The sequence below is a fragment of the Anaerotruncus sp. 80 genome (genome assembly GCF_009936115.1).
Lineage (GTDB): Bacteria > Bacillota > Clostridia > Peptostreptococcales > Anaerovoracaceae > Senimuribacter > Senimuribacter intestinalis.
The window spans coordinates 93,409-106,692 of sequence record NZ_QWES01000003.1; the positions used below are offsets into that span (position 1 = coordinate 93,409).

Annotated in this window: 9 protein-coding genes; all 9 read left to right on the forward strand. The window is 42.2% G+C overall.

The features are described from left to right. Positions 1-158 precede the first annotated feature (158 nt). Positions 159-380 (forward strand): type II toxin-antitoxin system Phd/YefM family antitoxin, encoded by a 222-nt coding sequence (locus D1155_RS02770; protein ID WP_160200894.1) that lies wholly within the window; start codon positions 159-161, stop codon positions 378-380. After that, complete coding sequence (locus D1155_RS02775) at positions 373-798, forward strand: PIN domain-containing protein (RefSeq protein WP_201759517.1); 426 nt, start codon at positions 373-375, stop codon at positions 796-798. Before D1155_RS02770 ends, D1155_RS02775 begins: the two co-directional genes overlap by 8 nt. A 21-nt stretch (positions 799-819) precedes the next feature. Beyond that, positions 820-1,968, forward strand: a complete 1,149-nt coding sequence (locus D1155_RS02780) for a hypothetical protein (RefSeq protein WP_160200895.1) — start codon at positions 820-822, stop codon at positions 1,966-1,968. A gap of 125 nt (positions 1,969-2,093) precedes the next feature. Then, positions 2,094-9,053, forward strand: coding sequence for a VaFE repeat-containing surface-anchored protein (locus D1155_RS02785; RefSeq protein ID WP_160200896.1), 6,960 nt, complete (start codon positions 2,094-2,096; stop codon positions 9,051-9,053). Between the two features lie 64 nt (positions 9,054-9,117). Further along, complete coding sequence (locus tag D1155_RS02790) at positions 9,118-10,167, forward strand: hypothetical protein (protein ID WP_160200897.1); 1,050 nt, start codon at positions 9,118-9,120, stop codon at positions 10,165-10,167. Positions 10,168-10,226: 59 nt separating this feature from the next. After that, on the forward strand, positions 10,227-10,733 hold the full coding sequence (locus tag D1155_RS02795) for a hypothetical protein (protein WP_160200898.1): 507 nt from the start codon (positions 10,227-10,229) through the stop codon (positions 10,731-10,733). A gap of 18 nt (positions 10,734-10,751) precedes the next feature. Next, positions 10,752-11,264: a hypothetical protein gene (locus tag D1155_RS02800; protein ID WP_160200899.1), complete on the forward strand. Its 513-nt coding sequence runs from the start codon at positions 10,752-10,754 to the stop codon at positions 11,262-11,264. 35 nt (positions 11,265-11,299) lie between these two features. Continuing rightward, positions 11,300-11,782, forward strand: a complete 483-nt coding sequence (locus tag D1155_RS02805) for a hypothetical protein (protein WP_160200900.1) — start codon at positions 11,300-11,302, stop codon at positions 11,780-11,782. A gap of 51 nt (positions 11,783-11,833) precedes the next feature. Next, positions 11,834-13,284 (forward strand): BspA family leucine-rich repeat surface protein (locus D1155_RS02810; protein ID WP_160200901.1); only part of this gene is annotated, 1,451 nt, incomplete at its 3' end.

The following is a 13,284-nucleotide window of genomic DNA, read 5'->3' on the forward strand; positions in this document are numbered from 1 at the left end:
GCTTCCTTTCTTCAAAAGGCGGGGGATATTCGTCCCCCCCCCGCCCTCCTTTCCACGAAATGGAGAAACAGGAATTTGAAATAAATGTACGAAATGGTTGACTTTTTGTACGTTTATAATATAATAAAAGTACAGAAAGACAGAAAGGAGGCTGGCATATGTCAATCACAACTACAGAGTTCAGAGATAATCTAGGAAAATATATAACAATGTCACAGACGGAAGATGTGTACATCACTAGAAATGGGAAAGTTGTAGCAAAGCTCACAAGCCCATATAAAACGAAAATGGATATTGTTGACTCTTTGGTCGGTATTCTGCCGGCAGATATCACTTTGGAAGAGGCGAGAGAAGAAAGGCTGAAAAAATATTATGATTAAAGTGGTTATTGATACGTGCGTGGTATTGGATGTATTACAGAAGAGAGAACCTTTTTTTCACGATGCCGTCAAAATTTTCTATGCAGCAGCGTCGGATCAAATCGAAGGCATTCTGACGGCAAAGTCTATAACGGATTTGTTTTATATACATCATCGCTTCACTCATGATAATGAAGCGACGCGGGAGATTTTGCGTAAACTGACGGAGCTTTTTACCATAGCGGATACAGCAGCTTCTGATTGTCATGAAGCGCTCATAAAGGACAGTGGTGATTTTGAGGATGCTGTAATGATGGAAACTGCAGAACGTATCAAAGCTGATTGCATAGTGACACGAAATACAAAAGATTATATAGAGTCCAGGGTGGCTGTGCTTGATCCAAAATCATTTGTAACCACCTTGCTGACGGACTGTTAAAAAGTAAAGGAGGAAACGGAAATGAAGAAGATTATAACCTTACTCGTCACTTTGACTATGGTGCTGACTATGGCAGTTCCAGCATTTGCAACAGACAATCAGGCTCCTGCAGAATCAGCTCCAACAGAAGTGAAGCTGACAAGTAAGCAGGTCAGGGCTATCACGCCGAAAAATTTTAAGGCGACCAGTTATAGCTACACGAAAATCAAGACCAGCTGGGATAAGATTGACGGTCTGGACGGCTATAAAGTATATAGAGCAACTTCTAAGAACGGCAAATATAGCCTCGTGAAAACCACGACCAGCGTAAAAACTGTCTCCTATATCAACACTGTCAGAACCACCGGCAAGACCTACTACTACAAGGTAAGAGGCTATAAGAAGGTTGGAAAAACCACATACTACACTAAGTATTCTGCTGTCACCAGCACTTATGCTAGACCGAATAAAGCAGTGATTACAAAAGTAACGCTTGGTGGTAGTGATAAGGAGGGACCATACGATAGAACACCGAAGACCTGCTGGAACGCAGTAAGCGGCGCAACAGGGTATGAGGTATATAGAACCTTAGTTGGCAAGAACAAGTGGAGCAAGATTTACACAACGGCAAAGACTTACTACACTGATAAGACAAAGTCTTTTCGCACGTATTACAATTACGAATATAAGGTTCGAGCCTACAGAACCGTGAACGGCAAGAAAGTATATGGTCTATTTTCTGTAGCAAAAGAATTTAAACCGGACTGGACCATGGAAGAACTGATGCCAGAACTGATTGCTTATGGCGAGAGCATTGAAGGAAGGCGGATGCAATACAATCCGGCAACGGATGAACTGGAACCGTATACGGGTTCTGAAGGAAGCACCTATACAATGAAGTATGAAGATGCAAAAGAAGCAAAAAAAACTCCAGAAAATAGCTCCTGGTCTGCAATCTTTCCGAAATACATCAGTCCTTACTGGTCTAAAGCAACAGTGATGAAGCAATTGAAAGGCTGCATTAAAGCGGAAATTGAATCTGAGATGAAAGCCAACTACCTTATCTGGGAACCTGCGGACGAATACTCGGAAGCTGGTTGGACTGGAACAGATTGGTTTTTTCTGTATTATCGAAAAGCTGATGGTGGGCTAGAAAATAGAAGAGGTTATCACTTCTATCTCATGTATTAACTGAATATCGTTTGTAAAAGGGCAGCTGAAAGGCTGCTCTTTTCATATATGAAAAACCAACAGCGTATCGCATGATGCGCTGTTTTTATATATATAAATTCAAGATTATATAAAGGAGGAGCAAGATGTTAGAAAACAAGAAACATCCGATTCTGCGAAAAGCGTTTGTACTTCTTATGACAGTAATTATGCTGGCAGCATATATGCCACAGCAGGCATTTCAGACTACTTATGCAGCAACGAAAGCCTCTGTTTATGATGGCAGAACGCTAAAGGGATCTGATGGAAAGCCATACTATCCGAATAACAAAGGCGGTGGTTACTACTATGCGAAATTTTCCAATGCAAAAGGGGACGGATTTGTTTACCGCCTTGCAAGAGCGACTTCCGCTAAGAAAACTATTGTAGTAGATAGTGGGAAAAGCACTTATGCCGGATATTGTCTGGAGCATGGTGCATGGCTGAATGCAGGTGGCACTGGGTACAGTGCTGAAAAACAGCAGGAGCTAGAAAAACTAAGATGGATGAGACCATATAGTGAAAGTACACTGCAAGGTATGCGTCTTGCGCTGCTGTTTGGAAAACAGCCGGGGCATACTCAAAAGGATGTGCCAGTAGAAGGATGCAATTTGGATGATTGGTACTGGGCAACCCAAAATATCATCTGGGAATTTCAGCAGGGACTTCGGACATCCGTTGACAGTGGGCTAAAGAGTAGAACGGGAAAATATGCTATGGACGCGAACTGGTTTCGTGACACGGTAAAAGGACGTCCAGCAGAAAAGATTTACAACTGGATGCTGACGCAGATGAAGAAATATGTGAATGTTCCCAGTTGGACAGCAAAATACAGCGATAAGATAGGGAGTCGTCATACGATTAAAATGCAGCAACAGGCAGATGGCACGTGGAAAGCTGTAAAGAAAGATACAAAAAAAGTAGGACAGGACATTAAATCCACCAATAAACACATCAAAATCAAGAGAAACGGTAACGAATACACCATTACCTGTGATGTAAATCCGAAAACGATTACAAAGCCGATTCTGGCTAAAAAGAATATCGATGTGTCAAAACCAAAGCAGGATCTTTTGGTATGGTCTACCAATCAGAAAAGTCCGGTTGCAGATTCTAATCACTTGCAGACCGTGGCAACAGGCGGAGATGACCCAGTAGAGATGTATTTTAAAGTAACAGCAGAAGAAACAGAACCGGAGCCAGGAGAGCCGGAGGAACCGAAACTGCCGTCCTTTGAGTTGGACGTTGAGAAACTGGATGCCAATTTAGGCTTTGACAATAATACGCATACCGGTATGGGTGATGCGCCGCTGGATGCGACGATTGCCCTGTTCGTAGACGGCGAAGTAGTTGATTCCAAAACATTGGATGTAAACGGCTATAGCGATGAGCCGTTTTATTTTATGCCTTGGGATGATGTATCTGAACTGGATTATGAAAAAGTGGAAGAAACGGATCCGGAGACTGAGAAGGTTACAGTACACCACTACTGGCGGGGAACTAAGACGGTCAGCACCGAGGAATCCGGCGTACCGGATGGCCGTTTCCCGGATGAAAAGGGCGGTACTCGTGACCACGGAACCATCACATATTATGCGCACGCTGTAGACGATGGTCCGATTGAGTACAACATCACTTATGAAAACGGTACTTTAACAGACGCTGCAGATATCGATCCGGAAAATCCGCAGCCGATGTTGGATGATATGGGAAGTCAGGCATACGTGAATGATAACTACCGTGGGCGTTTGCAGATTGTAAAAACAAAAACAGACCTTGACCCGTTCACTCCAGATAACGGAAGCGGTAAACTCGAATACTCGACAAATTCTAAGTGGACCATTGAGCTTACCTCTGGCGGTTTTGAAGATCACCCATATATCAAAGTTGTACCTGTAAAAGAAGGGGAAAGGGGCTATGATGAATTTGCTAACTGCTATCGTGTTGTAAGAGACAATAGCGGTACACCTGCAGATGATGAACATCCTTTAACTGTCAGCAAGTTTGGTCAGATTAGGATTATTGACCTGCCTTATGGTAACTACCTCATAAAAGAAATTTCTGCGGATTCTAACGGATATGTTTTGGAATCCCATGAGGTGACGGTGACAGAAGACGGCCAGCTGATTTCTACTGATACGGACAATGTACCAAAGAAAAATAAGGTGCAGATTATCAAAACAAACTCAGAAACCGGAAAACCTGTCAGACTGAATGAAAACGCTGCATTTAGAATCAAATACCTGGGCAATCCGGACTTAGCAGATCCAACCTTGTCTCCAAACTACGGTAAGTATCTGCCAAACGGCAGCAGCTACACCGATGGCGCTGCATCCGGAAAGAACAATTACATTTTCAAGTGCAATGCAGAGGGCCAGATTGTACTTCCATATGAACTCGAATATGGCAACTATCAGATTGAAGAAATAACTGCACCGGAAGGATACTTCATCGGTGAATACGATGAAAAAGGTGTAGGAACAAGCCCTGATATGCCGAAGAAATTCGAAGATGCTGTTGTTATCTACGATGCTTCTGGTGATAGAGTAACGGACTTTACCAGTAACAAGAAGGTTATTTTTAACAAATATAAGTTTAGTGTTACAGAGCAGACGCCGCATCAGGACGGCAAGGACTATGTGACCTACTATCTGACTATTAAAATGCCGAACAATCCGGTCAAAGGAAAAATCCAGATTACCAAAAATGGTGAATCTCTCGCAGGCTGGCTGCATGAAGAATTTGGTGGAAACAAAGGCTTCTCTGCAGTATGGGGCAAAACAAAATTAAAGAATGCTAAATTCAACGTATACGCAGCAGAAGATATTCTGCAGGTTGATGATGTGCAGAGAATCAAAGCATATGACAGCAAAACAAATGAAGAAGTGGCGCTAGAAGAAGTCACCCGTGACCATAGCAAAAAGAACGGCGCATTGAGCTTCTGGGAAAAGCTTCTGAAGACTGGCGAAAAGATTTTGCGCTGGTTTGGGCTTGACATCGGTGATGACAATGAATGCAGAACCGAATACATTGCAAAGTCTGAAAAAGGTGCGACTTATTCCGCAAAATACTCTGTAAAGGACAAGGAAGGAACCACATCTACATACACGGTAGATTACTCCCTCAGCTATACAAAGGGCGGCATGAACTATACCAATATCCATGTGAAGAAAGACATGGTAGCGGATGATTATGTTGCAGGTATCGACTACACAACTCCAACATTAAAAAGTGGGGAAGAAGATGTTGATATTATGGACCTGATTTTGCCGAACAAAAACATGGTGAAATTAAACAAGAAAGTTGTTGATGAATATGGTAATGATGATATTACCGCCAGAATTTTGAAACCAATGACACTTGTTGTACCTCTTGACGAGGATAAAGATCCGGAGGTCAAAGATGGCTGGACACTTGTGAAGAAAGCTGACAAGTATCTGGCAACCTTTGAAGAACCACAGGTTGATGATGATGGAAATCCAATCCTTGACGAAGAAACCAACGAACCGGTTACAAAAACCATTTATAAGGTTTATGTAAACGACAACGGCAAAAAGAAATGGGTAGAATCCGATGAAAAAGGCGCATTTGAAGATGTAAATACACCGGAAGATATGCCGGAAGGCTTTACAAAAACTGATAAAACTGATATGTATCAGATTACAAAAAATGATGCAGAATCCGGTAAAGCAGTATATATGGTATGGGCTGTCGATGGCGGCGTGGGCCGCTGGCTAAGCTGTGATGCGGATGGCAACTTCTACAGATCTTATCACCAGGAATGGGATTTCACATTGTCTCAGCACTTTGACTGTGCAGACGGCTTTGTGTTCTCCTTTGACGGTCTGATCGTAGATGCTGCTGCTGACAATGCAGCACAGATTGCTAAAACCGTAGTAACAAACCCTTGGAAAGTAACTCCGGAAATTACGCACTCTGATGCGTATCAGTATGAAACAACTGATAATATCACAACATTTACTGCTGCACCGACTGATGCAGCTCCTGTTTACTTTAAGGTAAATAACGGCATTAAAACGTCTATGATTTATCAGGGCGGCCAAACGATTACAACCATTAACGCAAAACAGAGCCAGTTATACAACTTTGGTGTAGACAGTAAGCCAGAAGATACAACTTCAGTTGAAAAGCTGTATCCGACCATCGAATATACAACTGATGAAGAAACAGAACTGATTGAATGGTGTAAAGACCTGACGCCGGATACCACAAAGTTTGACAGAGTATTCGATGAATCAAACTATGTCAAGGCAATCCGTCACGAAGTCAGCTCGGAAAGCAAAGATGAAGTATCCTATGAAATCGTGATTGTAACTGATAACAAGGATGAAACCCTCGGCTTTAAGGTAACGTTTCCGGATACTACAACCCTTCAGCCAGTAAACTGCACAGATGATAATGAAGATGCCGGTAAGCTCGTGTTTAAGAGCATCGAGGGAACAATGGTATATCCACTAGGCAGCCCCGTTGCTACAATTACCACCGATGAAAACGGTATTGCAACAACTCCAAACCTGCCGCTTGGTAAATATTACATCCAGGAAGTGAAGTCCGGAAACGGTCATGTAAACAGCTCGCAGTGGAGAGAATTTGAACTGAAATATGCGGATCAGTACACGCCTCTCATTTGGGATGAAGCGACACTGGATAACGCAGCAGTCAGTGTAAAAATTGACCTGTCTAAGCTATTTGAAACCGCATACAAGAGCAAAGAATACCAGCCGGGCGGCGGTGCAGTCTTTGGTATTTTTTCTGCAGAAGAAATCACTGCCAAAACGAAAACCGAGAAAAAAATTGATACAAAGAAGATTGGCTCGGACTCTTTAGTTGGTACAATCACAACTAGAGAAGATGGCAGCGGTACAGCAATCGTGAAGTTGCCGCTTGGCAAATACTATATTAAGGAGCTATCTGCACCGGAAGGATATAAACTGAACGGAACAAAATACTATTTTGACGCCGTGGATATTTTGACTGCGGATCAGATTGATTTTGCTTATGATGATATCGGAGTAAGCGGTTATGTTACGCAGGACGGCAACGACCAGACGATTGTTAATATCGAAAGCCTGTACAGTAAGCCGATGAACAATCTGAAAGTAGATGGCACAGAATATGATCTGCTGCAGTCAGTGACTACAGAAAATGTCGTTGTAGAAAAACTGGACGGCAGAACCAGAACGAAAGTTACGGTTCCTGCGGGAAAGAGCAGCACTGTTACATTTGCAAACGGCAGCACATTAAATATTGCAGCTACTAAGACAACATATACTGCAACTTTCGATGGTGGTGCAGCCCCTGAATTAGAGCTTGGCAACGAAACGACTTTAGCAAAAACCGTTGAAGGAACAAAGACAATTGTTGCCTACAGCCCGAAAGTAACTAAAACAAATTGGCTCAGCGAGGTGTCTTATGAATACGAAGCACCGAAAAACACCCATAAGGGCGAAGGTGGCTTTACTGTAGTGCGGCCTGCAAACAAGAAGCTGGCACTGACAAGTGCAGTTGGAACTTCCGAAGTCACTGCGTCTATTGACTACGCTTATGCTGCAGCAGAGTTGACCTTTACTAAAGGCACTGTAACTGGTGTAACCGTAGATGAAAACGAATTAGATGCTGCAGATTATGCAGATGGCATCACGTTGAAGCGAATTATTAAAACACCTGTAATGGTCGAAAACCCAGATAATCCGGATGGAGAAAAAATCCAGAAGGTAGATAAAGACGGTAAACCTGTATATGAAACCGCTGTAAATGCTACAAAAGCTGTTATCAACTTTGCTGACGGCGTTACTTATACCGTTCAGTTTGATGCTTCTGGCAACTTCTATATGGATGCTTCCGGTTATGTTGATGATGACTTGGAAACAGAAAGCATCTTGTCTGTTGACGGAAATCCAGTAACAGCCGATTTCCTCAAAACAATGAAGCTGATTAACATCAAAAACACCACTGCTAAAACCTATGCAAGAAACAATACCGATGCGGGCGTGCTAAATATCACTGTAAACAACATCAAAAATGACAGAATTCCGACTGATGTACCGGAAATCCCGGATATTCCAGGGACACCGGATACTCCATCTATTCGCACAACTGCAAAGGACAGTGAAACTCATGAGCACATCTCAAAAGCTGATAGTAAGGTTACAATCATTGATACCGTATCCTATACCGGATTAACCCCTGGTCAGGAATACACCTTAAAAGGCGTGTTAATGGATAAGGCAACCGGTAAAGAATTACTGGTAAATGGTAAACCTGTGACTGCCGAGAAAGTGTTCATACCGGAAAAATCCTCCGGCACCGTTGATATGGAATTCACCTTCGATGGTTCCAAGTTAGAAAATATGGCAACCGTTGTATTTGAGGAGTTATATAAAAATATTGACACCGATAAAGACGGTAAGCCGGATACACCGGAAGATAAGCTGGCAGCAGACCACAAGGATATTACCGATGAGGGACAGACCATTTACTTCCCCAAAATTAAAACCAATGCAACAGATAGTGAGACAGAAGATCACATCTCTAATGCAGATAAAAAGGTTACAATTAAGGACGAAGTAACATACTACAATCTGATCCCTGGCAAGGAATATACCGTAAGCGGCGTGCTGATGGACAAGGAAACTGGTAAGGCGCTCTTGGTTGACGGCAAAAAAATAACCGCAGAAAAGACCTTCGTTGCAGACTCCGCAAACGGAAGTGTGACCTTAGAATTTACTCTGGACGCATCTGCACTTGCTGGAAAAGCAACCGTTGTATTTGAAAGTCTCAAATATGATGGCAAAGAAGTTGCGGTTCATAAGGATATCAAGGATAAGAATCAGACAGTGATCTTTAAAAAGAAAATCGGTACTGTCGAGTTGACACCACCAAAAGGACCGAATCCTTATGATGATACGAGCATTACAGTTGAGCCTATTACACCAGAAACCGGAGATACTGCAAATCTATTGATATGGATTGCCCTTGCTGTGATGGCATGCCTTGCTTTGTTTGAAATTTATCGCAAAGTAAGGACAAAAGAGAGAAAAGAATAAAAGAATACGTTATTACCCTAGAGGGCAGCTTTTTAGCTGTCCTCTTTTAGTTGGAGATAAAACGATGAAAAGGAAGATCATCTTACTGCTATGTTTTCTCTTGGTTTTGAATCTGTGCTGCGCAAGCATCACATTTGCTGGAACTAGCGAGAAAACCATGTACGCAAAGCAGCAGACATGGATTTATAGTAACGGCTATCAGACCGCAAAGTATGCGGTTTGCCCAGTGGGTAAAAATCAGCAAGTTAAGGTTGGAAAAAAGGTATATGCCACCATGCCAGGTGGAAAAAAGGACTACTATTATCAAACATCTTACTTTGGCAAAACCTTTTATATTCCAGCAGCAAAGTTGACGACGAAAAAGCCGAAAGAAGCGTATACGATGACCTACAGCTTTAAGGCGCTGGAGGTAACGTCAAAGTTGTATCTGTATGCATCACCGAGTCTTTCGTCTGCAAAAGAACGAACAGATGAAGTCAGTATATACACCATCGGTGAAACCAAAAACTGGTATGTAGCATTTGTAAGCGGAAAGCTAGGATATATCTCGAAAAAGTCATCAGCGGTTAAGAAGGTAAAAAAAACGACATATGTCCCGCTGCATATCAGTAGCAAGGAATTTTTTGCTGCGAAGCAAAAACAGATTAGGAACAGATTTTACGTGCAATATGCATTGTTACCGTCCTATATGCGGGACGGTCTAGTAAAAAGAGATGCCGAAATATATATACAGCAGACGCTAAAAGAACCATTTGAAACGAATGGCAATGGTGGTTATACCACTTCCGCAGTAGCAAAGGCAACAATCTATGTAAAAGAAAACTCCTCGTCATACAATTTGGAGTATACACTGCATCATGAAATTGGACATGCGCTTAGTCGGCATTTGTGGCCAGGACAAAGCATAAATGAACTGGAATATCTCATACAGGAAAACAAGAAATTGCAGCTCGGTGCGTATTATGCAAGCAATGCAGCGGAATGGCTCGCTGAATGCATTGATATTTTAATCAAAGATCCAAAAATGCTGCAAAATAAAGCACCAATGACTTATCAGTTATTGGTGGAAGAAGTGTTTAACACAAACGAAAGTCCATTACGTGCCGCTGCTTAATCTGGCACGAAAAAATATATCTAAATACTTAAATTTTAAAAGCGAAAGGAAAAACAAAAATGAAAAAGAAAATGATTACTGCGCTTTGCGCACTTACTTTAACCCTCGGTACTGCAGGAAGCTGCTTTGCAGCCGAAACTAATCCACAGACGACACAGGCTTACATCAATATTCCTGCCACTGCAATCGATTTTAGCGTAACAGAGGAAGTCATCTTTGCGGGTACTGCTGATTCCGCTGACTTAACAGCCAATGACCTAGAAATCACCAACAACAGCAAAATCGGTGTACTGACTGCTTCTATCGAAGTAACCGGAGACAATGGCTGGACAGTAGTTGCTGATTCTACTGACTTCGCAAGATTAGGCGCAAATGCTAAGAAGATTGGCATCATGGCAGCAGGAAGCCACGATATGTCTACTGGTGCATACACCGGTGCCGGTAACATCAATCCACAGGATAAGGTAACAGTTGGTCTTACTGGTAAGACTGGTAGAGTAACTACTGCGCTTGATAAAGCAAAGGTGGTTAACTTTGTAACAACAGTTAGTGTAGTGGAAGAATAAAGGAAAGAGGTGCAGAATATGAAAAAGAAAATTTTATCCGTTATTTGCATACTTAGCATGGTGCTTTGCTCATCTGCTGTCGCTTTTGCAGACGACAGCAATGTAGCAGCATATATGACTGTGCCGGCAACTGCGATCGATGTGACAGTGACTGAATCCATTGATATGACAGGCTCTGCAAATGCTGTAGACTTAATGGTGGACAAAGTAACCGTTACTAATAACAGCGCAGCTGGTGTTATTAACATTGACAAGGTAGCGGCAACCGTTGCAACAGGTTGGGCTTTGGTTGACGCAGCTACAGACTTTAAAGCACTGAATGCAAACGCCAAAAAGCTGTCCCTGACACCAACACTGGGAAGCTCCACCTGGGATATTACCAAAACTTGTCCGACTTTTGCTAAGGCTGACAGTAGTGTGTCTGCCGGTGCATCAAAGGACATTACCTTTACAGGAAAAACCGGCGTTGTAACAACTGCCGTAAACCATGTACAGGCAGCCACTATCGTGGTCACTTTGAGCCTGGCATAAATCCGTTATTACTATAAGCAGAAAGGTGGTACGTAATGGAAAGTACAGAAAATACAAACGAAAAGAACAAAAAACAAAAAATACTGATTATAGTTTTGCTGATTGCAGTTGTTATGCTGGGAGTAGGACTATTTCATGCCCTGCATTCAGATGACCTTGAGACTAGCAAAACAGCTGTTATCGTGCAGACAAATGAGGAGCTAAGCGACACAAACGGGGGACAAGTAAGAATCCGTATCAATTCAGCGGTACAGGTTTATGAGGATACCATGCAGGATCTTGCTTTTGCAAATCTTAATGAGGACAGGCAGCTGCAATGCAAAATCAAAGTGGGAGATACCTACGTTTATAATTCCGGGCTTATTAAATCCGGGGATATTGTACAGGCAGATGTTATTGATACGTCAGCTCTGCAACAAGGCAAAAACACTGCAACGGCAGAGATTTATAGCTACGATATGGGCAAAGATCTAATCGGACAGACTAACACGATTATCGCCCTATATCTAAATGACTAATGAGTAGGGCGTCTAAATGGACGCCCTTTTATATAGGAAGGAGGAAAAACGTTGAAAAAGAAATCTAAGAGATGGCTTTCGCTTTTGCTTACTATGACCATGCTTTTAGCAATGGCAGTTCCAGCCTTTGCAGAAGAGCTGGATAGCTATATGGAGCAGACTCTCATTGACGCAGTGCAAGAAGATCAAGAAGATACTGTAATGAATGACGTGGATGATACCAGTTTATCTGAGACTCAAGATTCTGACCAAGTAGAGGCAACAGATGATGAAGCCGATTCTGAGCAAGTATCTCAGGAATCCTCTGGAAAGCCAAAAAAGGCAGCTCCGAGAGTTGCCACAGCTGATGGAACTAGAACAGTCCTCTATGAAGATGGCACTTTAATACTCAATGAATTGGAAGCAGATAGTGCAGCTAATGAATCTGCCCATGGTGCTGTGACTAAAGAATATCCGGCTTGGGATGGCGAAGAAAACGACTATGTCTTCGGAGATACCGGGGTTCCATGGTTTAAATTTCGTTACAATATAAAGGCAGTTGAAATAGGCAGTAAAATATCTCCAGTTGACACTTCAAAGTGGTTTTTTGATTGTACGAACGCTATTAGGGCAGAACTAGCAAATCTGGATACCTCAAAGGTCACCACTATGGAGATGATGTTTTATAACTTCGGGAGCGTTGCTTCCGATGTAACGATTTCAGGTTTAGAAAGCTGGAATACTGGCTGCGTTACAAATATGCAGGGAATGTTTCAATGGACAGGTCAAAGTGCGACTGGAAGTATATTGATTTCAGGTTTAGAAAGCTGGAATACTTCAAATGTCGAAAACATGACTGAAATGTTTGACAGTGTAGGCAGTCGGGCCACATCAGTCGTCCTTTCTGGTCTTAATAAATGGAATACAAGCAAAGTTAAAAACATGAGAAAAATGTTTTACTTTTTTGGTAATCAAGCAGGAACAGTAGAGATACCAGGCATTGAATGTATTGATACTAGTAATGTGGAGAACATGGAAAGCATGTTTGAAGGCTGCGCAAGTACAGATACCAAGAATGTAACTATAGATTTATCGAATTGGGATGTATCAAATGTTACGAACATGCGAAACATATTTTGTCAGTTTAAAATATCTGCGGACAAAGTCATTTTCTTAGGCCTTGAAAATTGGAAATTCAATAGTAACGCAAATTTGAGCGGTATGTTTTCAATGTCGGGAATAACAGGCATTACTCCGTTAGTATCAGAATATAACATTGGCCTTTTAACAATTCCGGGCGGCTGTATTGTTGATAGCATGTTTAACTTTGCTGATAATGTAAAAGGCACCCTAAAAATTGATGGTATGCCTATTTCTGAATATGGTGGAGATATTAACCTTGCATGGGGTGCAAATAGAACTGGAGGAGCCTTATATCTCGCACCAACTAACACAGCAACATTGACCTGGGCACAGGAAACTGTTGACAAGTATGGTCTTTCTGGCGACCAGACACAGGGCCA

Bases quoted from the DNA above. Each gene is read 5' to 3' on its own strand.
- D1155_RS02780 (WP_160200895.1), top strand. From the start codon at position 820: ATGAAGAAGATTATAACCTTACTCGTCACTTTGACTATGGTGCTGACT.
- D1155_RS02775 (WP_201759517.1), top strand. From the start codon at position 373: ATGATTAAAGTGGTTATTGATACGTGCGTGGTATTGGATGTATTACAG.
- D1155_RS02790 (WP_160200897.1), top strand. From the start codon at position 9,118: ATGAAAAGGAAGATCATCTTACTGCTATGTTTTCTCTTGGTTTTGAAT.
- D1155_RS02805 (WP_160200900.1), top strand. From the start codon at position 11,300: ATGGAAAGTACAGAAAATACAAACGAAAAGAACAAAAAACAAAAAATA.
- D1155_RS02785 (WP_160200896.1), top strand. From the start codon at position 2,094: ATGTTAGAAAACAAGAAACATCCGATTCTGCGAAAAGCGTTTGTACTT.
- D1155_RS02795 (WP_160200898.1), top strand. From the start codon at position 10,227: ATGAAAAAGAAAATGATTACTGCGCTTTGCGCACTTACTTTAACCCTC.
- D1155_RS02800 (WP_160200899.1), top strand. From the start codon at position 10,752: ATGAAAAAGAAAATTTTATCCGTTATTTGCATACTTAGCATGGTGCTT.
- D1155_RS02770 (WP_160200894.1), top strand. From the start codon at position 159: ATGTCAATCACAACTACAGAGTTCAGAGATAATCTAGGAAAATATATA.